Raw genomic sequence first — 25,852 nt, 5'->3', positions numbered from 1 at the left:
GTCAAAACTCACAGTGAGGCTACCATGCACACAAACTCAAAGGGCTCTCACATGCTTGAGTCGCAAGGAACCCGCGATCTAGCCGTAGCGTTCCAGAATTACTTCACCATCACGCCCGCACTCACACGAGAAACGCGCGAAGAGGTCTACCGCATTCGACACGACGTGTACTGCCGCGACCTCGGATGGGAGCCCATCAGGGCCGATGGCATGGAAACTGACGACGTCGACCTGCACTCCGTCCATTGCCTGCTGYGCCAGCAGGGCACGCTGGACCCGGTCGGATGCACCCGCTTGATCCTGGCTCGGCAGGGTAAGGATCTACCGTTCGAAGAGAGCTGTCACGACGCCCTCGATCGCAGCATCGTCGACCCGAAGAAACTACCCAGAAATTCCATCGGTGAAGTTTCACGCTTGGCCGTGGTCAGCGCCTTCCGGCAGCGCAAGGGCGAACAAGGCGTCGCCATGACCTCGGTATCCGAAACGAATTTCGCGCCGGATCAACCGATGCCGCGCTTCCCCTTCATTCCGGTCAGCCTCTATCTTGCCGCCGCCGCCGTTGCCAGACACCTCGGCGTGGAACATGTCTTCGTGCTGACAGAACCTCGGCTGGCCAGCCACTTTCTACGCATCGGTTTCGACATCCGTACTGTGGGGAACCCCATCGAGCACCGCGGCACGCGCGTGCCATCCCTGCTCAGTTCCAGCAAGGTGGTTGAAAATCTGCGCCCGATGATTCGCCCGCTCTACGACGTGGTGCAGAAATCCGTCGAAAAGGCCTTCGCCAGCCACCCGGAAGCGATCGAAGCCCTCAAGGCGAATGGATGGCACCACGGCGGCTGATCAGCGAGACCCCTTGCCCTCCAGCAGCGGCCTGATCAGCATCAACATCAGCTGCTGAATCGGGTTGGCATTGCCAAAGGGGCGCCAGGTAAAGCGCAACTTCTGGCGATAGGCATCGAATTGCATACCCCAGGGCGCCGGCCGGATGGGCCCACGCTTGAGAAGCACCTTCAGCACCGATGTACCCATGACACCCGCGCACAGGTCGCAGGCCATCATGGTCGACGGCCCCCGCTTCTCGTCGAAATTCACGGTCGACGGCTCCACCAGATAGCCACGCTGCAGCATTGCCGGCGAAAGGCCGGCAATGAAGCGAGCGTACTGCTCTTTTTCGCTGCGGCCCTCCACCCGGAAATACTGCTCGAAACTCATGGCGCCAGGTTTGAAATACATCAAGGCCACTCCCATGCCCAGCGGCGCCGCCGTCAGTGCCGGGATACCCCGCTCGTAACAGGCCCTGAACAACATGCGCCGCGCAGGCAGCGCAAAGAAGTCGATACCGTCGACATATACATCGACCTCGCTAAGAAACTCATCGAGATTTTCGGCGGTCACACCTTTTGGAAAAATCCTGATATCCCCTTCAGGATTGATATCGCRCACCATCTCGGCGAGGACTTCCGCCTTCGGCCGATCGATGGTCGACATGAACGCGCCCACCTGTCTATTGAAGTTTTGCAGACCGAATTCATCAAAATCGGCAATATTGAAATTGGTCACACCTAGCCGCGCCAACGTCAACAAATGGGCGCCACCAACCCCACCCAAGCCCGCGATAGCCACACGAGAAGCCCGTAATTTTTGCTGCTCTGCCTCAGTAACCCAGCCAATGTTCCGCGAGAATGCTCCGGCATACTTGAACGAATTGGGTTGATTCACGCGCTTCTCCTTATGATCCTGAATCGATGGCACAGCCTAGAACAAGGCGCCTGCCGGCCAAAGGGCACAACTCCGCCTACCCTGACGCGCAACCTGGTCAGACGCGGCATGCCGGTGAGGGCGGCATGATGCAGCAATCACCTTCGGTGCGCCATCGCGGGAAGCTACCACCGCCCTTCAAGAAAGGAGGTTGACATGGACAACGACAGCCGCATTCGGCAAATCCTCGATAAAGCCCGCTGGGCTCCTAGCGGCGACAACACACAGCCCTGGCGCTTCGAGGTTGCTGGACCGGATCGAGTGATCGTGCACGGATTCGACACTCGCGAACATTGTGTTTACGACCTCGATGGACACCCTAGCCAGATCTCGCTGGGCGCCTTGCTCGAAACCATTGCCATCGCGGCGTCCGCGCATGGATTGGAGGTGGACGCAATCCGCGCAACCGACGCCCCAGAAACTCGACCTCGGTTCGCGCTGACCTTCCGTCGGTGTGAGTCCGTGACCGTCAATCCGCTCGCGACGGTGATTGAGCAGCGCAGCGTCCAGCGTCGCGCACTCCAAACCCGACCTTTGACTACCGTTGAGCGTCAGCAACTTGAAGACGCGGTGGGCCCTGATCATCGAGTCCATTGGCTGGAAGGATTTGGCATGCGCGCACGCGCAGCCAAACTGATGTTCCACTCAGCCAAGATTCGCCTGACGATACGCGAGGCCTACGAAGTTCATCGGGACATCATCGAATGGCATGCGCACGTCAGCAAAGACAAAGTGCCGGACCAGGCTCTTGGCGCAAGTCAGCCGACTTTGCTATTGATGCGACAGGTCATGAAGAGTTGGTCGCGCGTCCAGATCTTCAACCGCTTCCTCGCAGGCACGTGGGCGCCCCGCATTGAATTGGACTTCATCCCAGGCCTCGCTTGTGCTGCGCACTTCGTGATCTGCGCAAGAAACCATGTGCCATCGACCATTGACGACYACGTGGCTGCTGGCCGTGTCACCCAGCGGTTTTGGCTCACCGCCGCGCTACTGGGCCTGCAACTTCAACCCGAAGTGACGCCACTGGTATTCGCTCGCTATGCCCGCAACCGCCTCAAATTCTCTGACAGCGCGAATGCAATGGAACGTGCAGAGCGCGTGGCAGATCGCTTGGCTGGACTGATTGGTGAGGAGAATGCCGTCCATGCCGTCTTCATGGGAAGAATCGGCGCCGGCCAATCCGCCAAGGCCCGATCCACGCGCCGAGATTTAGAAAGCCTCATGCGCTCGTGACTGCGCATTTCGTCCGCGCTCAACCGCGGCGAGGACTCAAATGCACATCGAACTGACCTGCTCGGGAATCCTGTGACAGCAATTCCAGAAGACGGCGGGTTGCAGGTCTTGACGGCGTTGCTGTTTGAACTCCATCGGGGTCAAGTATTGCAGGCTGCTGTGCGGCCTGACCTCGTTGTAGTGCTGGCGCCAGGCCTCGATGACGACCTTGGCCTCGCGGCGCGAGCGGAACCATTCGACCGACAGGCACTCGTCGCGGAACTTGCCGTTGAAGCTCTCGTCGGTACCGTTCTGCCAGGGTTTGCCAGGGTCGTTGAACACGGCGGCGATGCCGGCGCTGGCGATCCACTCCAGGATGGCCTGGCTGACGAACTCTGGCCCGCTGTCCGAACGCATGAACAGCGGCGCACCATGCACACTCACCAAGCGCGACAGCACCTCGATCACCCGCTTGGAACGGATCGAGCCGGCGACGTCGATGGCCAAACACTCGCGGGTGTATTCGTCGATGACGACCAAGCACTTGAGCTGTTGGCCGGTGGCCGTGGTGTCGAAGACGAAGTCGTAGGCCCAGCCCATGTTGACCTTGAAGGGCGTGTGCACGCGAGGCATCGTGGACGCAATGCGCTTGCGCGTGCGCTTCCTGGGCACCAGCAGGCCCGCCTAGCGCCACAGCCAATGCGTGCGCGACCAGCTCAGCTCGAAGCCGCGCCGTCGCAGGAAGATGCGGATGCGCCGATAGCCGTAGCGCGGGTACTGGGCCGACAACTCCTTCATCGCATCGATCACCGGCGCATCCTTGGCCGGCAGGCGCCGCTTTTGCTGGGCGTGGCGCGCGACATGCCGATCAGCCCGCAAGCCCGACGCAGGCTCAGGCCACGCTCGCGAGCGAGGTCAACCTGGGCGCGTCGAGCCAGCGGGCTCACCATTTTTTGCGTTGATCTCCTTGAGGACTTCGATGTCCAGATCATGCTCGGCCAGCAGCTTCTTGAGCCGGCTGTTCTCCAGTTCAAGGGCCTTCAGGCGCTTGACGTCAGCAACCTCCAGCTGGCCAAATTGCTTGCGCCAGGCGTAGATCGTGGGCTCGCTGACCTTGTGCTTCTTGGCCGCCTCGGCCACCCTGGTGCGGTCCGCTTCGCGCATGATCGCCCCCATCTACTCTTCCGTGAATCGACTCTTTCTCATGGGCTCCTCGGGGGGGGGGTGGAGCCATCTTCTCTGGAATCAGGGTCTCGGAGAAACCGGGCAGGTCAGCGCCACTTGAACACCAAGTTGGCGTTGATGCCGTGGGCCATCGCGATGCATGAGACCGACGCGCCGGGCAGCAGGCATTGGCCCGACAAGCTCGCGCTTGAGCTCGGGGCTGTGGTCGCGCCTGCGGCGCTTGGAGAGTGTGTCCTGATTGGCCATGGTGTGCGCTTGCGAAGCCTGATGCACACCATCTCGAGTGCGCAGGATCAGCCGATCTTGCTCACGATGCCACCGCCACACCAAAGGGCCGTGAGGCCACGCTTACGTTATCACTGACTCCGGAACACCAACTCTGGCAAGCACTCGGTCAGATGTCCGGCGGAAAAACAAAAAGGGTGGCAACTGCCACCCTTTTTCCAATACTGCGGAAGCGCAGCTTACTTGCTTTGACGACGACGCACGAAGCCGAGGCCAACCAGTGCCAGACCGCCCAGCAGGAGCGAACCCGGCTCGGGAAGTTTGCGCACCAGGTAAGCATCACCAGCGGAAGCGACGGTCAGGCTGACACAACCGTTGCCTGCACCGTAGGTCACGAAGCTGCAAGCGCCAGCGCCGATCACGCCGGTCGTGTTGTTGTTGGTGACAGCTTCAAACAGCACATTGCCCGCAGCCATTTCCGACTGCAGGGAAACACCAGCGCTGTCCTTGAAGTCGAACGGCGTCTTCAGGTAGTTCAGCACCGTACCGAGAACGGTGGAGTCCCCGTTGATGCCGCCGATCACAGCCGTGCTCGAGGAATTGCCGCCGAGGCCAACAATTGTACCGGACGCGTAAGAACCGCCAGTACCCGCGATCGCGAAATTGCCCGAGTCGAAAACGTACTTGAAGCCACCGCCAGGATTCAAAGCGGTCACGTGACCTGCCACGTTCGTGAAGGACAGCGTCAGGAAGTCACCCAAGAACGAGGGCGAACCGGAGTCACCAGCGCCAACCACGTTTTCCTTGGTGTAGGTAACACTGAAGATCTGGCCAGATTCAGTGAACTTGGCATTGACGAAGGCGTTACCGGTGCCATCAACTTCTTGGTTGACGGTGGCAGTGCCACTCACCAGGTTCAGGCGGCCGATTTGCTTGGTGTCCGTGACCGGCGTCAGCAATTCCCAACCGTCAAGCACTTGGTATGCAGCGAAGGCAGGTGCGGCAGCGCCTGCGAGCAGAGCCACCGACGCTGCGTGCATCAGCTTCTTGGCAAAAGTCATCATGATTCTCCTGAGGGATTAGATAAGGAGCAGCCTGCTTGCTGTCGCGAGCTCGGCAGCGCCGCCGTCCTTCCTGTTAGCAACGCCCGTGCCAGATATTAATATCCTTTTAAATTCAACAACTTGCGTCCTCCATACGGTCGAGAGAGGCTCTACCACACGTTAGCTGTAAAGATCTCCGACACCTTGGGAGTGCCGCTTCAAGCCGCTAGCGATCAAATGACTCGATCCTGAAGCGACCGGCGCCGATGGCATAAGCCGCCGGACGCCGGCCACATCGTCGAGGCCCGTCATCAAGACGCCCAGTCGACTCCGGTGCGCGAGCTTGTCCCGAGGCGCCAGGCTTGCAGCACGCGCGAGTCCTTGGAGATTTTCAGCGCTTGGCGCTCCACGCCTTTACTCCGGCAGCGGCGCAGCCGATGCCGGAGTTTGCAGTGCTGAATGTCCTGGTTTGGTGGCGCAGCGCCCGAACTTGAAGTGCCTGCGCCACTCTGTCGTGCCGTGCAGCGCTTTGCACCAGCGCCCCTATGCGCTCGCCAAAGGCTCGGCAGTCACGCAGAAGCCTCTAGAGTTCTCGTCGAGAAAACCGCTTCCGCCCCTCCAGCAGGCCGGGCCGCCTTTTCTTCCGACAAATAAGGTACCGAACGCATATGCGCAGAGTAACAGCGTCCAAATGACTCCTGCGGACAAACCGATCTAGATTTTCTCCAGCAGTTCTTTGACACGCACCTGCCGGTCAAATCTTTCACCCAATCCGCTCAGCCAGTCCAATTCCTTTTTTGCAAGCTGCCGATCGCCATTCTTAATTAGCATTTCAGCGAGCGTCAAACGTTGCTGTGGAACACCCGGATCCAAAGCAATGGCCTTCTTCTCACTTTCAATCGCCGCGCCCATCTGTCCTGCAGAGGCCTGCAGGGATGCAAGGGTATCCCAATAATTCGCTTCGCGAGGACGAAGTTTTACAGCTTTCCTCGCCCATTCTGCAGCATCAGGCTTGCCTTGCTTTCCAAGCACCCAGGCCAAATTGTTCAATGCGCCCGCATTGCCGGGATCCTGGTCGACCAATTCCGCGAACAGCCGCTCAGCCCTCGGCCACTCGCCTTTCAATACAGCCTCACCAGCAAGATACTCGACAAATCTGCCATCCCGCGAATGGTTTGCACGCCAGCCGGCTTCGACTCGCTTCGCTTCCTCGGTCTTTCCGGAGAGCAGAAGCGCATGATGCAATTTTACCGCCCAGCCTGCTTGGCGTGGTTCGCGCTGGAACAGCCGGCCGTAGACATCCGCAGCCTTGGCCCAATTCCCTTGTCGACTCTCGATTTCGCCTAAAAGCGCGTTGCCCAAGTTCTCATCCACGTTCAAACGAACTAGTCTTGCAAAGCTATATGCATCCTCCAACTTGGATCCGTCAACGTATGATTTGATCAACCACATCATCACGTCAAAATTCTTTGGGTCCAAGGCGTTAGCCCTCTTGAAGGCTGATGCTGCGGCCGAAAACTCGCCCCTCGCGAAATACATCTGCCCAAGACGCAAATGAGGCAGAGCAGATTTTGGCTGCATCGCTGCCCAACGAGAAAAGCTGCTGACCGCTTGATTGCTATCTCCTACAGCAGTTTGCATTCTCCCGACCGCATCCAACATTTCCGCACTTTCAGGAAGGGCGTTCAACCCCTCCTGCGCAGCGTTCAGCGCACCTTTTGTATCGGCCATATCAGCATATGTTCCGATCAAAGCAAGACGAATCTTCGGCAAGTTTGGATTCTTCTTGACCAAGTTCTTCAGCGTAGGCAAAAGGTCGGCAGGCGGAGTGCCCGCATCGCGACGCAGCGCAATCAACATCGCCTCAATTTCGGCATTGCTCGGATATTTTTCCGAAACCTTCTTCACTCGATCGACCGCCGCATCAAAATCACCCTTTCTCACGTCAAAATTAGCCAGGCTAACCAGAGATAAGTAGTGATCCGGCCGCAGCGCCAGCGCGCGCTCGAAGCTTGCCCGAGCCGCTTTCTCGCCACCCTGCGCAAGTTCAATACGGCCTCTCAGCGCCGGAGCTTCTGCCTGCTGAGGCTTTTTGCGTTCCAGAGCGTCAACGGCCGCCAGCGCTTTGTCAAATTCACCCCTCCCTAGGTGTGCGTYGATCAGCGCCAGATCAATAGCATCATTCTTGTCCACCGACGCAAGGCTCTTCAGTTCATCGAAACCCTGATCGGGGTGGCCGCGCTCAATATGCACAAAAGCAAGAGCCGTCTTACTTCTTAGGTCTTTTGGATCCTGCTTTGTAGCACCATCGAAATACGATTCGGCTTTCGCAAGGTCACCACGCTGGAGATACGCCTCTGCCGCCAGCGCAGAAACCAAGGACTCCTGGTTCTGCTGATTCAATATAGGCTGCAATGCGGCCAAAGCCTTGTCTGGATTGCCACCCATCAAATAAGTACGAACAAGCAGCAATCGCCCCGTGACGCCCTCGGGCCATGCAAGCACAGATTGCTCCAGATACTTCTGGGCCTGCAACGCACTGCCAAGCTGCAGTTCTATGGCGCCGGCCAACTCAAGAGCTCGCGGCTCACCTGGAGTGAGTTTTAAGAGCTTATTGACATGCAATCTAGCCTCGGCGAGATCGCCCCCCTTAAGCGCCGCAAGACTAGAGTAATAACTTTCCAAAGGATGATTTGGAAATCTCTTGCGCATCTGCCCAAGATTTTCCTTAGCAAGATCCAATTTTCCCAGGCCCAGACTCAGGGAAATTATCCCACCGTACGCTCCGATCGAGTTTTTGTCAACTTTAAGAGCTTGCTGCATTGCAGCGAGTGCATTTTCTCGCTGAGCCATGTAATGACCCAACAATTCACCCTTCATGACCCAAGCCCGCGAAAAGTTGGGGGCTACCGCCAGAAGTTTTTCAACCACTTCCAACGCCTTCGATGCATTTCCAGCTTGCAACGAAAGACTTGCAACGGCGAGTTGAGCTCGTTCGCTGCGGGGGCTAAGAGCAGCAGCTTCATATATTATTTTTTCAGCGACTGCAGCATCCTTGAGTGCGAGATGCGCCAACCCCACCGATGTCAACACGTCGGCCCGAGCTTCCGATGAACCTAGTTTTAGGTCACCGTAGTCTTCGATCAACTTCTTATACTGCTGCTCTTGCAACAAGACCTGTGCCAATTCCGGCAAAACCTTGTCTTTCTCGAAGCCAAGCTCTTCAGCTTTCTTGAACTCGACCAGCGCGCTTCGCATGTCGCCTGTCAGGACTAGCGCTCGGCCGAGACTGAACCTGGCAGGCCCCGAATTTGGATCCATCTTGAGTGCATTCTTCAGCTCGATGATTGCTGCCCGATAGTCGCCYTTTGCGGTGTATTTATCGGCATCCTTAAATGAATCTTCAAAATTCTTGTCTCCGCAAGCCGCGAGCATTGCAGACAACAGGATGAGTACCAAAGCACTTTTATTGACCGTTTTCATCTATGCATCGCCGATTAATTAATTTCCCTCGCAGGCGATGCGCGAGGCTTAAGGATGGGACGCTTGCAAGCGCGCATGAGCGTTACGAGATGAGTCCCAAAGAACGCACCGACTCTGGGTCACCGCGCATCAACAATGCCCCCTGCCCGCGTCATCGCCGCGGCAATTTTTAGTGGATCGTATCAACTAAACCTTTGAGGGGTTCCGTAGATTCCCCACCCAAATGCGGTGAAAGATGACCACCAGCAAGAGCCTGATCGAAGCCCGACACCGACGATAACGACAGGTGTTTGCCAAACACAGAGCACGCAATCCCTACTAGGGGCGAGCGTCACTTGGGCGCCTTGGCGTTGTCGATCAGCGGCGCAAGCAAGGAAGACGGGATTGCGTAGCTGATGCCGGAGGGCTGACTCAGCGCCGACTCCCTGCCCGCCTTCGTAAGCACCATGTTGAGAATGCCGACGACCTCGCCTGTTTCCTGATCCAGCACCGGGCCACCGCTGTTGCCCGGGTAGGCGGTTGCGTCGAGCTGCAGGATGTCGAAGCTACCGTCACGAAGCTGCCGCAGCGCTCTTGGGTCGAGGCTGCGGGCGCTTGCGGCCGGCAGCGAGATCGGCGTGATCGCGGAAATAATGCCGCGGTGGCTGACTGTGGAAAAGCCAAGCGCGCCACCAATCGGAAAACCCATGATCAGGACAGACCGCCCTTCGCGGGCCAATGCCGGGCTGGCAATGCGCAGCGCAGGGACGGCTGCACCCTCGAAGCCCAGCGCAACAAGGTCGTGGGCACGGTCCAGCGCAGCCATACGCGCCAGCCGCAACTCCCATTCGCCATTGGCGGCACGTACCTGGATGCTGACGCGCTGCTCGGTCTCGGTCACGTCCGGCGACGGCAGCACGTGGGCATTCGTAATGACAAGCGTGCCGTCCGCGACAGCGAAACCCGTGCCACGAAAGCCGAAGCGCGGACTATCGGTTGGTGAATAGGTGCCAACAAGGACGACCGAGGGCTTGCTGCGTTCGATCAGTGCGGGCAAATCCACAGCAGCCGCGCAAAACGGGACAAAACCAAGCCACAAAAGCAGGCTATGGCACCTCATTGGAGAAGGTCTCGCGACGTGAAGCCGCCCTCTAGGGCCGCGACACAACGGCGCCAGGTGTCGTCCGGCTCGCTGACCCGAAAACCATAGAAGCGGCTCCCGTCGGACTGTTTGGAGCGCACCACGCACACTTCGCTGCGCGACCAATCCTGCCGGCCAAGCTGGACGCGGGCCTCGCCCCTTATATTGAGCGGCAGGTCGAGCCGGGACTCGGCCTGGAAGCCCGACTGCGAGACCTCGACGACGTTGAAGACGAACAGGCGCTCGACGCCGTCGATCTCGAGCTTGAGTTCGGCCGGCGCACGCAATGAATAGCGCTGGTGGCGGCGCAGCGGGTGCCCGGCAGACGCCTCGCCGCCGACGAGGGGCAGCACACGCAAGTATTCCGGGCTGTTGTAAATGGCCCCGAGCAATGCCTTGCGGCGGCTGTCAAGGTTTTGGAAAACCTGGGTGCGTCGATTGAAGAAATAGTCGAGCAGATCCGGCGTCATGACCGGGTCGTTGGTCGTGAAATACCGGCGCTGCGGCATTTTGATATGCGGCAGCTTGAGCTCGAAGAAATAGCGACGCAGGTCCTTGCGCGGCGGCCGGTCGCGATAGCCGCGCCTGAAGATGGCGGGGGCCGCCTGCAAGTCCAGCGCCGCGCCGACCGCGGGAGCGCCGTTCACAAAGTCAAACTCGGCCACGGGCGCCTCGCGCAGGCGGTCGAAAAAGAGCAGCGCCTCGTAGAGGTCGATCTGGTCCGGATGGACGGCAATGACCAGATGGCGGACATCGAACATCTCGACGCAGTACTCCCGCATGAACTTCATCAGCGGGAACAGGATGGTGCCGCCGCTCTTGCGGAAATCCGGGTGCACGGCAAGCCCCGAGATTTCGGCGATCTGGCCATCCGCCTTGCGCACCTGTTCCAGGTCGAAGATGCTCTGCAGCGGGAAGCCGAAGACACCCTCACGGATCATCGAAATCGTGCCGACGACCCGGCCCTCCCATTTGGCGCAGAGCGTTGTCGTCGTCGGGAGCGCGTGATAGATCGTGACCCGCATGCCCGACGGGTCGGGCTTCATGAAGCCGCTGCCCACATAGGCGTCGTGCAGCAGCCTGAAGCAATCCTCCAGCTCCTGCTGGGTTTCGGCCACCTTGAGCTCGAGCCGAAGATCAGGATCGGGGTCGCAATCCACCGTGGCGCGATACATCGCGAAGCGGGCGCGTACGGGCAGGCGGGCAAACACCTGCCGCATCAATTGGTGAAACCATCGCTTTGCAGGAGAACGTCGAGTCGTGCTCATCGCGGGCTCCTCGTCAGCCTATTGAATGATCGGGCCGGCAGACGTCAGTTTGACGCCGCCCGCTGCCCGGGACGCCAGCATTTCGCCCTCATCGTCGTCATCTGATCTGCAACCGGTTCATCAGGTCGTAGAGCGTCGGGCGGCTGACGCCCAGCCGCTCGGCCGCCTTGACGATGTTGCCGTCGGTGCGGGCAAGCGCGGTGATGACGGCCTGGCGCTCCGCGTTCTCACGCACGGCGCGCAGGTCCAGATCGCTGTCGTCGCTGGCGGCCGATGGCGCAGCGCGCAGACCCAGGTCAGCCGCAGCGATGCGATCTTCATCCGCCATGATGACGGCGCGCTTGAGTATGTTCTGCAGTTCGCGCACGTTGCCCGGCCAGCGATGTGTTTCGAGAGCGCGCACAGCATCGTCGGACAGTGTCGGCACGGGGCGCCGCATCTCGGTGGCGAAGCGGCGCGCGAAGGCGTGCGACAGCAGCACCGGGTCGCCCACACGGTCGCGCAGCGGCGGGATCTCCACAACGATCTCGGCGAGGCGGTAGTAGAGATCTTCACGGAAACGGCCGTCGGCGATGCGCGCCTTGAGATCCTGGTGGGTCGCGCCAACGACGCGCACGTCGATGGGAATCTCCTGGCGGCCGCCGACGCGCTCGATGACCCGCTCCTGCAGGAAGCGCAACAGCTTGGCCTGCAGCGGCATGGGCAGATCGCCGATCTCGTCGAGCATCAGCGTGCCGCCGTTGGCCGTCTCGATCTTGCCCAGTGTCGATTTGTTGGCACCGGTGAAGGCGCCTTTCTCGTAGCCGAAAAGCTCGCTCTCCAGCAGGGTCTCGGGGATGGCCGCGCAGTTGATGGCGACGAAGCGGCCCTTGCGCTTGGATGCGTCATGCAGGCCCTGGGCCAGCACCTCCTTGCCGGTGCCACTCTCGCCCAGCAGCAGTACCGTCGCATCGCTAGGCGCGACTTTTTCGATCATGCGGCAGACGCGCTGCATGCCAGGGTCGCGCGTGATGAGGCCGGAGAAGACGTCGCTGCTCTGCTGCATCTGCAGGCGGCGGTTCTCCTGCTGCAATTCGTAGAGACGGTAGGCGCGCTCGACCGTGAGGCTCAGCACGTCGGGGTCGACCGGCTTGGCGAGAAAGTCGTAGGCGCCCATGCGGATGGCGCGCAGCGCGTTGCCCTGGTCGTTCTGGCCGGTCAGAACGATGACCTTGACGCCAGGGTCAAGCTCCAGCAGCTTCTCCAGGCACTTGAAACCCTCAGAGACGGAGTCACGGTCCGGCGGCAGGCCGAGGTCCATGGTGACAACCGCCGGGCTATGCCGGCGGAACTGAAGCACCGCGCTGGCGACGTCATCAGCAGTGACGGACTCGAAGCGGTCCAGCGACCACTTGAGCTGCTTCTGCAAGGCGAGATCGTCCTCGACGATCAACAGCGGCGCATGGCGGGGCGTGTTCATCGCGCGTCCACGGCAGTCAGCGGCGCGGCGGTCTGGGCATGGAACAAGGGCAGCAGCAGCGTCACGGCGGTGCCACGGTTCAATTCACTCTGCACGCTGATCTTGCCTCCCAGTTCCTGCACATATTGATAGCTCTCATGAGCACCTATGCCCATGCCGCTGGCTTTGGTGGTCTGGAAAGGCTTGAAGAGCCGATTCTGAATGAAATCCTCGCTCATGCCGCAGCCGGTATCGGTAACACGAACCCGGGCCTGGCTGCCTTCGGCATCCAACGTCAGGCGAACCCGGCCGCCCGGCGGGGTCGCATCGAAGGCGTTCTGCACAACATGGCCGAGCACGCGCTCGACGCGCTCGGCATGGCCGCGGGTGTTGACACCAGGCTGCAGCTCCAGTTCCAACGCCCTGCCCTTGCTTGCGGCCGCCGCAGCCAGGCGCTTGGCGATCTGCTCCAGGTCGACGCCGCTCGTCACGCCGTGCGGCTTGTCGCCCTGGCGCAGCTGCAGCATGAGCTGGCGCATCTTCTCGAGCGAGTTCTCGACGGTATCGAGCATGTCCTGCTGGAACTCGGGGTTGTCGCGCAGGCGCTTGGCGTTTTTCATCATCAGCGAGAGCTGGGTGACGATGTTCTTCAGGTCATGCACGACAAAGGCCGACATGCGGTTGAAGGCGTCGAACTTGCGAGCCTCCAGCAGCGCCTCGGTAGCCTGGGCCTGGGCCAGATAGCCGGATGCCTGGCTGGCGGCCGTGCGCAGCAGATCACGCACTTCCCAGTTCAGCTCAACGACGACGCGCGGTTTGCCGAGCACCGCAAACCCGATCAAGGCCTCGCGCACGAGCAAGGGCACAACCAGCCAGCAGCGCGGCTCGTCCACCAGCCAGGCGGGCAGTTCCAGGCCCGGGTAGGCATCGCGCCTGATGCGCCATTCGTCCACGTCGATGATCCACGCGCGCTCCTGCCAGAAGGTCGCCAGCGAAGCTTCGCGTGTCTCGCTGCCAGGCTGGGCGGGCAGGTTCCAGCGGGCCGCCTGCACGAACTCGGCATCCGCCGAACGCTGCATCCACAGCATGCCGCTCGGGCTTTCGACCAGGTTGCAAAGTGCACGCACAGCAGTCTCCGCCGTGTGCTCGGGCTCGACACTGCTGGCCAGCAGCCGAGTGAAGCGCAGCCACTCCTCGCGGTAGTCGTAGCGGTAGCTGAAGAAATTCTTGCTGATGTAGACGCGCAACCGGGCTCGCACCGAGCCCGAGGCAACGACCAGAGCCAAGGCGATCAGCGCCACGAAGACCAGCGCCACGGACAGCGCCCGACCCCATTGCCCACCGGTGTAGCGCACGTAATAGCCGACGCCGGCAACGATCAGAAGATAGGCGCCCACGAGCAGCAGGGCCGCCGAATGGAAGACTGCGGCACGCGACACATGGAGCTTGCCCAGCCAGCCGCCCTGCCGGCGCGATGCCACATAAAGCAAGGGCACGGCGGCTGCATGCACCAGGGAGCGCACGCTGACGGCATCGCCATCAAAGCTCTGGAACAGCGCGGCCTGCGAGCCGATGAAGAGGTCAAAGATGAAGATGCCGCCGAGGCCAAGACAGAAGGGCTTGGCATTCCAGCGCGCGTCAGCGGCCACGTTGCGCAGCATCTGCTCGACAAGCACCAGCCCGAGAACCGCCAGACCCAGCGCGCCGAAGGCCTGCGGCCGCGCCAAGGCATCTGCCGGCAACCGGTCGGCCATGAGGATCAAGGCCATTTGCGCCAGCACCGCCAGCGTGACCACCGGCCTCACCCAAGCCAGCCCGCCACCGCGCCGCGCCGGTGGCAGCAGGATCAGCAGGAAGGCAAACCAGAGGCCGAAACGCAGGAGGTCAAGACCCGACACGATCCAGGCGGGAAAGCGGTCGGACCAATGCCGCAKCTCATTCGCCAATGCGAAACCGGCCCAGGCCGAACTCGCCGCCAAGGCCGCAAGAAACACGACCGCCAAGGCCGTCACCGGCAGGCTGCCGCGCAGCAGGCGTTGCGCGAAATAGAGCGCAAACAGGCCATAGGCCGCGCAGCAGACCAGGTCTCCCAGGCTGCTCAGGGATGCGAAGGGCACGAGCGCCTCAAGCAAGGCACCTGGTGCGGAGTCCAATTCGGCGCTGGGCATGGCAGATTCAAGCATGCGCTGCGGACAGGCAGCATCGGCACCTACGCCGAGGCCGGCAACACTGGCTCAGCGAGCGCCCTTGCCGGTCAGCACGACGGCCACCGTCTCCAGCATGATCAGCAGATCAAGGAAGAGCGAGTGGTTCTTGACGTAGTAGAGGTCGTACTGCAGCTTCTCGACCGAGTCCTCGATCGTCGAGCCGTATTCGTAGCGCACCTGGGCCCAGCCGGTCACGCCCGGCTTCACGCTGTGGCGCACGGCGTAATAGGGAATCTTGCTCACCAACTCATCAACGAAGAACTGGCGCTCCGGACGCGGGCCCACCATGCTCATCTCGCCCCAGAGCACATTGAAGAGCTGCGGCAGCTCGTCGATGCGCACCTTGCGGATGAAGCGGCCGACGCGGGTGACGCGGTCGTCGTTCTTGGTCGCCCAGCGCGGCTTGCCGTCCTTCTCAGCATCGGTGCGCATGCTTCGGAACTTGATGACCTTGACCGGCACGCCGTTCAGGCCGACACGCTCCTGGCGATACAGCACCGGGCCGCGGGATTCGAGGCGGATGGCCAGCGCCGTGACCAGCATCAGCGGCCAGGAGACCGCCAGGATGAGGGTGGCGAAGATCACGTCGCAAACACGCTTGATCCCAGCCCGCAACATGCCCTGGCTGAACCCGTCGCCGAACACCAGCCAGCCGGCGTTGACATGCTTGATGTTGATCTGGGCCAGCGTCTTTTCGAAGTGGGTCGCAATGTCGACGACGCGCACGCCGGACAGCTTGCAGTCCAGCAACTGGCGCAGCGGCATGCTGCCGCCGCGGCGCTCGCTCAAGGCCACGACGATCTCGTCGACGTTGTGCCGCAGCGCCGCTTCGGTCAGGTTGGCACCGTCGTTGACGATCTCGGCGGCTGGCACTTCGTGCTGCTCTTCGTTCGGCCCGGCGTAATAGCCGACGATCTGCGCGTGCGGGTCCGAGGCACGCAGGGTGTTGCCAACCGTGCGTGCGGCGGGGCCAGTGCCGAAGATCAGGATGCGGCTGCGCAGGCGGGCCTGTGCGCCCGAATGCGCGGCGTAGACGCGGTGCACCATGACGGCCGCGACGGCCGCCATCGCCACCAGGGTCAACAGATCACGGTGGCTCGTGTCGGAAGGCACCAGGCTGAAGATGGCATAAGCCAAGGGCAGGCCAAACAGCAGACCGAACAATGCACGCGCGCAAGATTCGGTGACGGAGCGGTTGTGCACGTGCTGATAAAAGCCCGTGGCCGAGTTGATGACGAACATGCAGCCGGCCAGAGACAGGCCATGAGAGGCCGCGAAGGGCAGGACGGTCTGGGCAGCCTCGCCCTGACTCAGCACGACGGCGATGACGGCGAAAACGATCAGCCCGAGATCGAAAAAGACCTGGAGCAAGGTCTGCTTATGCAGGTAATGGTTGAATATTCGAATCATTTTTGTACCCGATCACTTCCGCTGGGCGCTTCCCGCATTTGCCATCCGATCAACGAAACTCAGAATTCATATCCGATATTCATTCATCCCGGCGCGGAGGCCGCCGGAACATTGCTCGCCTGCCGTCTCGGAGACCGCCTGGGCGAGCACTGCAAGCTCCGGGATTGACGCCGCAACGCGCACAGTCCACCCAACCTTGATCGCGCCGGCATCATGCCTCCGGCCGGTGGGCTTGAAAGCCCCCCGTTTGGAGGGTGCCTGCCCCTTGAATCCGTCTCGTCAGGCCGCCGCACGCCAGGCTGCGGCAAAGGTCTTTTTCACGTCGGCGGCAGTAGACCCGAAAGCCGGCGAGAGCACCATGACAGCGCTCCCGCAGCGCTGGGCAAAGCGTGCGAAACGCACAGGCGGACATTTGAAATTCGACAAAACCGTTTTTTCAAAGCCGCGACGCCGCCCGCGCACGACCGCGAGCTCCGATCGTGAATATTGCACGGCAATATGATCAATCCAGCGCCATTGGCGACCTGTCCGATCACGCTCTCGCTCGACGCATTCATTTGTCGTCTAAAACTCGGCGCAGTTTCAAACCAGGCGCCATAAAGGCGAAGAACCCGCCAGAGGCGGGTTCTTCGTCACAGGAAACGCTCGCCGGCGAAGGCGGGCGTCTGTCTGCGCAGGATCAGCGCACGACGGCGATCTGCTCGCGGTTGCCGCCCTTGTAGGTGTAGAGCGTCAGCGAGCCGTTCTTGACGTCGCCCTTGGCATCAAACGAAATCACGCCAGTCACACCCTTGTAGCCGCTGGTCTTGGCCAACTCGGGCAGGTACTTGGCCGGCTCCGAGGACTTGGCACGAACCATGGCGTCGACCAACACATTGACCGCGTCATAGACGTAAGGCGCGTAGATCTGGACGTCGATGTTGTACTTGGCCTTGAACTTGGCGCGGAAGTCGTCCATCGACTTCTTGGCTTCGCCCTCGACACCACCAGCCTCGGCGCAGACGACCTGGCCGTCAGCCATGGTGCTGGCAGACAGCTTGGGCAGTTCGCCCGTGCAGATGCCGTCACCGCCCATGAACTTGGCTTCGATGCCGAGCTGCTTCATCTGGCGCAGCATCGGGCCGGCCACCGCGTCCATGCCGCCAAAGAACACCACGTCGGGCTTCTTGGCCTTGAGCGTGGTCAGGATGGTGGTGAAGTCGACGGCCTTGTCGGTCGTGAATTCATGGCCCACCACGACAGCGCCCTTGCTCTTGGCGCCCTTCTCGAACTCCTTGGCCACGCCCTGGCCGTAGGCCGTGCGATCGTCGATCACGGCGACCTTCTTGGCCTTGAGCGTGGTCGCGGCGTAGCGACCCAACGTGCCGCCGAGTTGGCCGTCATTGGCCACGACGCGGAAGGTGGTCTTCAGACCGCGGCTGGTGAACTCAACAGCGGTGGCCGACGGGCTGATCTGGGGAATGCCGGCATCGCTGTAGATCTTGGACGCGGGGATGGACGTGCCCGAGTTCAGGTGGCCCACGACGCCGTTGACCTTGGAGTCAACCAGCTTGGATGCCGCAGCCGTGCCCTGCTTGGGGTCGGCGGCATCATCTTCTGCCAGCAGCTCGAACTTGGCCTTCTTGCCGCCGATCATGACGCCCTTGGCGTTCAGTTCCTCGATGGCCAGGCGGGCGCCCAGTTCGTTGTCCTTGCCCAGATGGGCGATGGCGCCACTGGTCGGGCCCACGTGGCCGATCTTGACGATCAGATCCTGGGACATCGCTGCACCGCTGAGCAGCGCCGCAACGGCACCGACCACCACATTTACTTTGACTTGCATGGATCAACTCCGGTTTGGAAGAGGAAGAGAGAAAGAGACTCGCAACAACTGTTGAGTTTTCAACGAAATGAACATATCCCAAATCCATAGGGTGCTCATTCGGGAAAGCGTTTACCCGCAGCAATCAGCCTGCCGCTGAAAAGTGGTCCAGCTTCGCGCCCGCTTGCTGGTAGGCACGGTAACGCACCCGCCCGGACTGAACGGCTGAAGGCTCGCAGCCGATGACCTCCAGCACACGCTCGAATGCAAAGGCATCGCCGGGCAGGTCTTCCGCCAAGTTCAGCAGCAGGCCGCGGTGCGGCAGAGCTGCCGCGTCATCGATGAGCAGCACCTCGCCGGGTGCGTGCGGTGTCGCGCCATCCCAACACCGATGCGGGATGAACTCGGTCGCATCGAAGCTCCACAGCAATTCGTCCAGCCTGGCCGCAAGTGCCGGCGGCACCCGCACAGCCACCGGCTTGCCCGACGCAAGAGCGCGGCGGACCAACCGGCAGGCGAAATGCAGCGGGTCGGCCGCGTTGCTGTAGAAGCTGACCTGCTGAGGCACTACTCGGCCAGGCTCAGCACGAAGTGGGTCAGCAGCCCGACGGGCCGGCCGGTCGAGCCCTTGGCGGCGCCACCCTTCCAGGCCGTGCCGGCGATGTCCAGATGGCCCCAGCGGTATTTGCCGGCAAAGCGCTGCAGGAACTTGGCCGCCGTGATGGAGCCGCCCGCGCGGCCGGCGATGTTGGGCACGTCGGCGAAGTTGCTCTTCAGGCCTTCGGCGTACTCGTCGTCCAGAGGCATGCGCCAGCAAGGGTCCAGCGCAGCGTCGCCTGCCGCCGTCAACGAGGCGGCGAGTTCGTCGTCGCTCGCGTACATGCCGCTGCGCACGCCGCCCAGCGCGATGACGCAGGCGCCGGTCAGCGTGGCCACGTCGACAACAACGGCGGGCTTGAAGCGCTCGGCGTAAGTCAGCGCATCGCAGAGGATGAGTCGGCCTTCGGCGTCGGTGTTGAGGATCTCGATGGTCTGGCCGGACATGGACGTGACGACGTCGCCCGGCTTGACCGCATTGCCGCTGGGCATGTTCTCGCAGGCGGCAACGATCATGACCAAGTTGAGCTTGGGCTTGAGCTCGGCCACCGCGCGCAGCGTGCCGATGACGCTGGCGGCCCCACCCATGTCGAACTTCATCTCGTCCATCTCGGCACCGGGCTTCAGCGAGATGCCGCCGGTATCGAAGGTGATGCCCTTGCCGACCAGCACGACCGGCGCCACCGTCTTGGCCGCGCCTTCGTAGCGGGCGACGATGAAGCGCAGTGGCTCGTCCGAGCCCTGGGCGACGGACAGGAAACTGCCCATGCCGAGCTTCTCGACGGCCTTCTTGTCCAGCACCTCGACCTTGAGGCCATGCGTCTTGCCCAGGGCCTGCACGACTTCGCCGAGGTAGGTCGGCGTCGCGTAGTTGGCGGGCCGGTTGGCGCATTCACGCGCCAGCTCGATGCCGGCGGCGATGGCCTCACCGCGCACGAGGCCGGCCTTCGTAGCCTTCTGCCCGGCCTTGCCGACGAGCAGGACCAGCTTGGCCAGCTTGGGCGCAGCGGGCGCGCTGGGCTTGGTGTGGCGATAGACGTAGACAGCGTCGGTGCCGATGATCGCGGCCTGCTCGGCCAGTGACTCAGCCAGGTCGGCCTCGAAGCCGACGAAGGCGACGGCCGCACTGGCCGCGCCACGCGACTTGATCTGGGCCAGGCCTGCCGCCAACGCCGCACGCGCGGCGGCCAACGTCGTCTTGCCGCTGGCGGCGAGGACGAGACGGGGCGCCTTGATGCCTTCGGCATGCGTCAGCGTCACCGCCTGGCCGCTTTTCAGGGCGAAGTCGCCGAGCTTGATCGCAGCCTGCGCATGTTTGGCGACGGCAGCATCCAGACCTTGAGGCAGCGAGTCGCCGCCAAGCACCACGATGAGAGCGTCAGCACCCGCGGTAGCGAGGGCATCCAGCTCTGTGGTTTGAACCTTGAAGTCCATAATGACCAGAAGTAGAAAGAAGTGCGTTTGATGTTATTCGATTCATCCACGCGGTCAGAGTTGGCGAAGAGCTTCGGGGTCACGCTTGTGGTCATCCTGACCATCATGCTCACGTCCACCCTGATCCGCACACTGGGACAGGCCGCAGGCGGCAATGTGGCACCGCAGGACGTCGTGCTGCTGATGGGTTACGCCACCATCAGCCACATGGCGACCATGCTCATCCTGTCGCTGTTCATCGCCGTGGTCATCACGCTGGGGCGCTTCTACCGCGAGTCGGAGATGACGATCTGGTTCGCCAGCGGCATCCCGCTGTCGCGCTTCGTGCGGCCGGTGCTGCGCATGGCCTGGCCCGTGCTGCTGGCCGTTGTGGTGCTGGAACTGATCGTCTGGCCCTGGGGCAATCAGAACAGCGCCGAGCTGCGTGATCGCTACCAGAAGCGCAGCGACCTCTCGCGCGTCGCGCCCGGGCAGTTCCAGAGCTCGCGTGACGGCAGCCGCGTCTTCTTTATCGAGCGAGATGGCGACAACGCCGCGACCGGGCGCAATGTCTTCATCCTCGCCAACCAGCATGAGCGCGAATCGGTCACGACGGCGTCGCGCGGCCGGCTGGACATGGAAGGCGACGACCGCTTCCTCGTGCTGGACCATGGTCAGCGCAACGAGACCCAGCTCAAGACCGGCGAGAAGAGCCTGGCCCGCTTCGAGCAGTACAAGGTGCTGACCGACACGCAGGTGCTGGCCAACGCCAGCCAGTTGCCGCCCAAAGCGACGGCCACGCTGGACCTGCTGCGCCTGCCCACGCCGAAGAACCAGGGCGAACTCGCCTGGCGGCTGGGCATGATCCTCGGCGGCATCAACATGGCCCTGCTGGGCGTGGGCCTGTCGGCGTCCAACCCGCGTCGCGCCAGCAACTGGAACCTGCTGTTCGCGCTGCTGGCCTTCGTCGTCTACTTCAACCTCATCAACCTGTCGCAGTCCTGGGTGGGCAACGGCCGCACCTCACTGCCCAGGGCGCTGATCGGCGTGCATGGCAGCGCCCTCTTCCTGGCGCTGGCCGCCATCTGGATACGAGACAACGGCAACCGCTTCAGCCTGCGCCGGCGCGTGCAGAGAGTGACCGCATGAGAACCGTCCGCAGCCTGCTCTACAAGGACATCATCGGCTCGGTCGTCATGGTCGCGCTGGCCTTCCTGTCGCTGTTCTTCTTCATCGACTTCGTCGACGAAGTGGATCGCATGTCCCGCATCGGCGCGGGCAGCGCGCAGGCTGCATTGTTGGCCGCGATGGAGCTGCCCGGGCATTTCTACGAACTGTTCCCCATCGCCGTGCTGATCGGCGCCATCGTCGCGCTGGCCCGCATGGCGCAGAGCAGCGAGTTCACCATCCTGCGCACCGGCGGCCTCGGGCCCGCGCGGGCGTTGAGCCTGCTGGCGGGCCTGGCTGCCGTGTTCGCGGTGCTGACCTTTGTCATCGGCGACTACGTGGCGCCGCAGGTTGAGCGCCAGAGCGATGAGATGCGCGCCCGCTTCAACCGCAGTGCCACCGCGCCCAAACGCGGAGCCTGGCTCAAGGACCATCGCAATGTCGATGGTCAGGAGCGCAGCTACTCCGTTCAGGTCGRCCGCGTGGGTGGCGGGGGCGAGCTGGAGGATGTGCGCATCTTCGAGTTCGACCACGAGGGCCGGCTGATGTCGCGCACCGAGGCCGGCAAGGTTGACGTGGACGGCCAGGGCCTTTGGCACCTGGAGACCGTCAAGCGCACGATCTGGAACCCAGGCGCACCGACGGCCAGCGGCTCGGTCGGCGAGGTCGTCGTCAGCGAGCAGCAGCTGGACAAGCTCGACTGGCAAAGCTCGCTGCATGCCGGCGTCATCGCCGCAGCGGTGCTGCCGGCCATGTCGATGTCGACGCTGGAGCTCTACCGCTACACGGCCCACCTGTCGGCCCAGGAGCAGTCGGCCCAGGCCCACAACATCCAGTTCTGGCGCAAGGCCTTCTACCCCTTCGCCTGCTTCGTCATGGTGGCGCTGGCCCTGCCCTTCGCCTACCTGCACGGCCGCTCGGGCGGCATCAGCATCAAGGTCTTCGGCGGCATCATGCTGGGCATCAGCTTCGTGCTGCTGAACAACGTGGCCGGCCATCTCGGCATGCTGAAGAACTGGACGCCCTGGGCCGTGGCGGCCACGCCGAGCCTGTTCTACCTTGGGCTGTCGATGGCGGCGTTCACATGGCTGGTGAGATACCGATGAAGGAAGGCCTGCTGCTGTTCGCCCATGGCGCGCGTGACGCCGCCTGGGCGCGGCCCTTCGAGATCGTCGCCGAGCGCCTGCGCACCATTCGGCCCGACACGCCGCTGGTACTGGCCTACCTCGAACTGATGTCGCCCGGCATGGAGGAGGCTGCCGCACAGCTCGCCGCCGCCGGCTGCACGCGTGTGCATGTGATGCCTCTCTTCCTCGGTACCGGTGGCCATGTGCGGCGCGACGTGCCGCCGCTGCTGGACCTACTGCGCGAGCGCCATGGCAGCGCCATCGAGTGGCGGCTACATGCGCCCCTGGGTGAGCAGGAAGCCGTGCTCCAGGCCATCAGCCAGACCTGCTTGAGCGTCCTCGACTGAGCGTCCTCGAATGAACCTGCACCAATTCCGCTTCGTCCAGGAAGCCGCACGTCGCAACCTCAACCTGACCGAGACGGCCAAGGCGCTGTTCACGTCGCAACCCGGCGTGTCCAAGGCCATCCTGGAGCTGGAGGAGGAGCTGGGCGTCGACATCTTCTCGCGCCACGGCAAGCGGCTGCGCCGCATCACCGAGCCGGGCCAGCAGGTGCTGGCCTGCATCGAGATCATCCTGCGCGAGGTGGCCAACCTGAAGCGCATCGGCGAGGAGTATTCGCGCCAGGACAGCGGCACCTTCTCCATCGCCACGACCCACACCCAGGCCCGCTACGTGCTGCCCGCGCCCGTGGCCCAGCTGCGCAAGAACCTGCCGCAGCTGCGCATCAGCCTGCACCAGGGCAGCCCCGACCAGGTCGCCCGCATGCTCATCGACGAGACCGCCGACCTAGGGCTGGCGACCGAATCGCTGGCGCATTACCCCGAGCTCGTCACCCTGCCCTGCTATGAATGGCAGCACGTGATGGTGGTGCCGCGTGACCACCCGCTCGCCACTGTCGAGCGCGTCAGCCTGGAGCAACTGGCCGCCGAGCCACTGGTGTCCTACCACCCCAGCTTCACGGGCCGCACCCGCATCGACAAGGCCTTCGCTGCACGCCACCTGACCCCCAACGTCGTGCTCGAAGCCATCGATTCCGACGTCCTCAAGACCTATGTGCGCCTTGGCATGGGCGTGGGCATCGTGGCCGAGATGGCCATGCGCGAGGAGCCGGCGAACAGCGACCTCGTCGCACGGCCGCTGGGCGCCATGCTGGGCAGCAACGTCACGCGCATTGCCTTCAAGCGCGGCGCTTACCTGCGCAACTACGTCTACAGCTTTGCCGAGTTGCTGTCTGAGCGGCTGAACCGCAAGCTGATCGAGCGGGCGATGACCGGCGAGTCCGACGACTTCGAGCTGTAGGCATTGAAACTTGCGGTCCGAGCGCCGGGCCTGCCATGGGCCAGAGGCCCATGGCCTTCCGTAGGCACAAGCAGTCCGCAGGGACTGCTTGTGTCCGACTCCAGTTCGCCAAGCCGGACCGCTGGCGATGTGCGAGCGGGGCCTTCCCCGCGAGCATCGCCGTCCCCTCGGGGGACCGACTGGGCACGCCCGCGTCCAGCGTGGCGAGACCGGGCGAGGGGGCTTCAGTTTTCGTCGAACTTGGAGTCCAGCGGCAGCATCAGGTCCACGTCGTCGCTGCGCAGGCCAGCCTCGAAGAGATCGCGCGCCACACCATAAAGCGTCAACAGGTCGCGGTAGGCCGGCAGGTCGAAGTGCGGCGCACCGGGGCCGGAGCCGCGCGACAGCAGGTCCTGCAGCATCTGCATGGCCGCGCCGGGGTCGGCCCAGACCACCTGCAGATGCGCGATGACGCTCGGGTTGGCGTCCAGAGTGCGGCCGCGCGACAGGCTCTGCGACCACTGCGGCGCCTGCGTGCGAAAGCGCTGCTCGAACTGCTTGACCAGTTCCGCAAACACCTCGGGCTCGCCGCGATGCTGGCAGATCTCCATCAGCAGCAGATAGGCCATGGCGCCGCAGTTGCCGCGTGACAGCCGGGCGGCAAGCAGGTCGGCCGCAGCCTCATGCTGGCCCAGCAGTTGCAGGAAGTCGACCTGCTGCTGCAGGTCCAGCAGTTCGTCGGCGACGGTCAGTTCGTTGGACGGCGGCGGCGCCTCAGCGGCCCGCACAGGCATAGGCTGCGTCGCCTGCATGGACGTCGGTAGCGTCGCGGCTGCGGCCGGCGCGGCGGGCGCGAAAGGAGCGATTGGCGCGGGCGGCCAGGGCATGGGCCGCGGCTGGGGCCGCGTGGCCTGGTGCTGGCCCTCGTCCGGCAACGGTGCCGCATTGCCAAACACCGCCGGGGCAATACCGGGCGATGGCGGCGGCGGCCGCGGGGCGGGAATGGGCTCCGCAGCGCCCTCGGCGGCGTGCATGGCACGCCAGTAGGCCAACTCGCGGCGGGCGCGTTCGTCGCGCCAGCGGCTGCCGTAGAAGGCCGCCGCGCCAGCCAGCAGGCTCAGACCCAGCGTCAGCACCCAGGTCATGGGGTCGCGATAGGGCGAAGGCCGCGTCGCTGGCGAGGCCGCCGGCGTGGGCGCTGATGCGAAGGCTTCAGGAGGGGGCGCCGAGGCCGCCGAAGCGGTCGTCAAGGCGGCAGCCGACGCCGCAACGGCCTCGGCCTGCAGGCGAGCCTCCAGCTCGGCGCGCAGCTGGGCCACGGTCTGCTCGAGTTGGGTGATCTGGGCTTCGAGCTCGGGCGTCATGTCCGCCTCTGGCGCACTCTTTGCAGCCGGGCGCTGCGGCGCCTGGCTGACCAGGATCTCGGGCCGCTCCAGCACCAGGCGCGGGCCGCTCGCCTTGGGCTTGGGTCGGACGCGCGGTCGGGCGGAAGGTACGGGCGCGGGGCTGGCTTCGGCGACGGCAGGCGGCGCCGGTTCGGCGGCCGGCGGCGCCGCGGGAACAGGGGCCGGCGCAGGCGCAGGCACGGCCGCCGTACTCGCGGGCGGGTCGATGAAGGCGTTGAACTCGCGTGTCAGCCGCAGCGGGCAGCCCAGCGCCAGCGTGATGCGCAAGGCCGGCTCGTCGATGCGCACCAGGCTCTGCAGGCGGATGCGCAGCTGCCCGGGTTCACCTTCGACGCGCATCTGCAGCAGCCCGGCCGGCACACGCGCATCGCCGGCCGAGACCTCGGCACGCACGCAGTTGTCCGGCAGTTGCTCGCCATCGGCCAGGCTCAGCGGCACGCTGGCATCCAGCGGCTTGCCAAGGGCGGAATGGACCAGGGGCCGGCCCAGACCCATGGCCTCGGCGCCCTGCGGCACCAGGCCGAGCAACGGGCCGAGCATCAGTGCCAAGGCGGGGGTGAGGGCACCCAGCAACGTTGGGCGCACGGCCGGAATGGGCATTGACGGCGGGCGGCTACAGGCGGTTGAACGAGGGTGGGGGGACAGTGCGGTTCACTCTAGCATGGGGCCACAATGCAGCAGGGCCTGTTCACACTACGGCAACGGGTC

At 63.2% G+C, this 25,852-nt stretch carries 19 protein-coding genes and 1 pseudogene; 7 read left to right on the top strand and 13 right to left on the bottom strand.

Going from position 1 to position 25,852, the window contains the following annotated elements; genetic code table 11:
- Positions 1-51: 51 nt before the first annotated feature.
- Positions 52-843, top strand: coding sequence for a PEP-CTERM/exosortase system-associated acyltransferase (locus ACXRVZ_RS13180; protein ID WP_458232463.1), 792 nt, complete (start codon positions 52-54; stop codon positions 841-843).
- Here the strand turns inward: ACXRVZ_RS13180 and ACXRVZ_RS13175 are convergent, their stop codons facing one another.
- Complete coding sequence (locus tag ACXRVZ_RS13175; protein ID WP_458232462.1) at positions 844-1,722, bottom strand: ThiF family adenylyltransferase; 879 nt, start codon at positions 1,720-1,722, stop codon at positions 844-846. It lies immediately after the preceding gene.
- 195 nt (positions 1,723-1,917) lie between these two features.
- Here ACXRVZ_RS13175 and ACXRVZ_RS13170 point away from each other — a divergent pair, with 195 nt between their 5' ends.
- The gene (locus ACXRVZ_RS13170; RefSeq protein ID WP_458232461.1) at positions 1,918-2,994 is read left to right on the top strand and encodes a molybdopterin biosynthesis protein MoeY; all 1,077 of its coding nucleotides are present in this window, start codon (positions 1,918-1,920) and stop codon (positions 2,992-2,994) included.
- Positions 2,995-3,030: 36 nt separating this feature from the next.
- Here ACXRVZ_RS13170 and ACXRVZ_RS13165 read toward each other — a convergent pair.
- From ACXRVZ_RS13165 to ACXRVZ_RS13130, 8 genes and pseudogenes are all read right to left on the bottom strand, one after another.
- Positions 3,031-4,149 (bottom strand): annotated as a pseudogene (locus tag ACXRVZ_RS13165) (IS3 family transposase).
- A gap of 473 nt (positions 4,150-4,622) precedes the next feature.
- Positions 4,623-5,444, bottom strand: coding sequence for a hypothetical protein (locus tag ACXRVZ_RS13160; RefSeq protein WP_458232460.1), 822 nt, complete (start codon positions 5,442-5,444; stop codon positions 4,623-4,625).
- A gap of 696 nt (positions 5,445-6,140) precedes the next feature.
- Positions 6,141-8,909 carry an XrtA/PEP-CTERM system TPR-repeat protein PrsT gene (gene prsT / locus ACXRVZ_RS13155; RefSeq protein WP_458232459.1) on the bottom strand — a complete coding sequence of 923 codons (2,769 nt, stop codon included), beginning with the start codon at positions 8,907-8,909 and terminating at the stop codon, positions 6,141-6,143.
- A gap of 331 nt (positions 8,910-9,240) precedes the next feature.
- The gene (locus tag ACXRVZ_RS13150) at positions 9,241-9,951 is read right to left on the bottom strand and encodes a S1C family serine protease (RefSeq protein ID WP_458232458.1); all 711 of its coding nucleotides are present in this window, start codon (positions 9,949-9,951) and stop codon (positions 9,241-9,243) included.
- A 53-nt stretch (positions 9,952-10,004) separates the two neighbouring features.
- Positions 10,005-11,297, bottom strand: a complete 1,293-nt coding sequence (locus tag ACXRVZ_RS13145) for a GNAT family N-acetyltransferase (RefSeq protein WP_458232457.1) — start codon at positions 11,295-11,297, stop codon at positions 10,005-10,007.
- Positions 11,298-11,394: 97 nt separating this feature from the next.
- Positions 11,395-12,756: a PEP-CTERM-box response regulator transcription factor gene (gene prsR, locus ACXRVZ_RS13140; RefSeq protein ID WP_458232456.1), complete on the bottom strand. Its 1,362-nt coding sequence runs from the start codon at positions 12,754-12,756 to the stop codon at positions 11,395-11,397.
- Entirely contained in the window at positions 12,753-14,852 is a 2,100-nt protein-coding gene (gene prsK / locus ACXRVZ_RS13135; RefSeq protein ID WP_458232455.1) for an XrtA/PEP-CTERM system histidine kinase PrsK, read from the bottom strand. The genes prsR and prsK overlap by 4 nt, the downstream gene beginning before the upstream one ends.
- A gap of 117 nt (positions 14,853-14,969) precedes the next feature.
- Entirely contained in the window at positions 14,970-16,313 is a 1,344-nt protein-coding gene (locus ACXRVZ_RS13130; RefSeq protein WP_457427189.1) for a TIGR03013 family XrtA/PEP-CTERM system glycosyltransferase, read from the bottom strand.
- Here ACXRVZ_RS13130 and ACXRVZ_RS13125 point away from each other — a divergent pair.
- A complete protein-coding gene (locus tag ACXRVZ_RS13125; protein WP_458232471.1) occupies positions 16,206-16,520 on the top strand; it encodes a hypothetical protein in 315 nt (104 codons plus the stop codon). The two genes, ACXRVZ_RS13130 and ACXRVZ_RS13125, sit on opposite strands and share 108 nt — an antisense overlap.
- A gap of 511 nt (positions 16,521-17,031) precedes the next feature.
- Here ACXRVZ_RS13125 and ACXRVZ_RS13120 read toward each other — a convergent pair.
- From ACXRVZ_RS13120 to ACXRVZ_RS13110, 3 genes are all read right to left on the bottom strand, one after another.
- Positions 17,032-18,174 (bottom strand): branched-chain amino acid ABC transporter substrate-binding protein, encoded by a 1,143-nt coding sequence (locus ACXRVZ_RS13120; protein WP_457427193.1) that lies wholly within the window; start codon positions 18,172-18,174, stop codon positions 17,032-17,034.
- A gap of 124 nt (positions 18,175-18,298) precedes the next feature.
- Positions 18,299-18,721, bottom strand: a complete 423-nt coding sequence (locus ACXRVZ_RS13115; protein ID WP_457427195.1) for a DNA polymerase III subunit chi — start codon at positions 18,719-18,721, stop codon at positions 18,299-18,301.
- Entirely contained in the window at positions 18,721-20,184 is a 1,464-nt protein-coding gene (locus ACXRVZ_RS13110) for a leucyl aminopeptidase (RefSeq protein WP_457427197.1), read from the bottom strand. The genes ACXRVZ_RS13115 and ACXRVZ_RS13110 overlap by 1 nt, the downstream gene beginning before the upstream one ends.
- A gap of 30 nt (positions 20,185-20,214) precedes the next feature.
- Between ACXRVZ_RS13110 and lptF the strand changes: the two genes are divergently transcribed.
- The 4 genes from lptF to ACXRVZ_RS13090 are packed head-to-tail and all read left to right on the top strand — an operon-like array spanning position 20,215 to position 23,759.
- The gene (lptF, locus tag ACXRVZ_RS13105; protein WP_457427199.1) at positions 20,215-21,312 is read left to right on the top strand and encodes an LPS export ABC transporter permease LptF; all 1,098 of its coding nucleotides are present in this window, start codon (positions 20,215-20,217) and stop codon (positions 21,310-21,312) included.
- Positions 21,309-22,436: an LPS export ABC transporter permease LptG gene (gene lptG, locus ACXRVZ_RS13100; RefSeq protein WP_458232454.1), complete on the top strand. Its 1,128-nt coding sequence runs from the start codon at positions 21,309-21,311 to the stop codon at positions 22,434-22,436. Before lptF ends, lptG begins: the two co-directional genes overlap by 4 nt.
- A complete protein-coding gene (locus ACXRVZ_RS13095; protein WP_457427203.1) occupies positions 22,433-22,804 on the top strand; it encodes a sirohydrochlorin chelatase in 372 nt (123 codons plus the stop codon). The genes lptG and ACXRVZ_RS13095 overlap by 4 nt, the downstream gene beginning before the upstream one ends.
- Positions 22,805-22,814: 10 nt before the next feature.
- Positions 22,815-23,759 carry a CysB family HTH-type transcriptional regulator gene (locus ACXRVZ_RS13090; RefSeq protein WP_458232453.1) on the top strand — a complete coding sequence of 315 codons (945 nt, stop codon included), beginning with the start codon at positions 22,815-22,817 and terminating at the stop codon, positions 23,757-23,759.
- 224 nt (positions 23,760-23,983) lie between these two features.
- On the opposite strand, the gene ACXRVZ_RS13085 is transcribed toward ACXRVZ_RS13090, so the two are convergent.
- A complete protein-coding gene (locus tag ACXRVZ_RS13085) occupies positions 23,984-25,744 on the bottom strand; it encodes a type IV pilus assembly protein FimV (RefSeq protein ID WP_457427207.1) in 1,761 nt (586 codons plus the stop codon).
- Between the last annotated feature and the right edge of the window lie 108 nt (positions 25,745-25,852).

It is taken from the genome of Roseateles sp. P5_E8 (assembly GCF_054177665.1).
The sequence above is the reverse complement of the archived record's forward strand: the minus strand, read 5'-3'. Positions and strand labels throughout refer to the sequence as shown.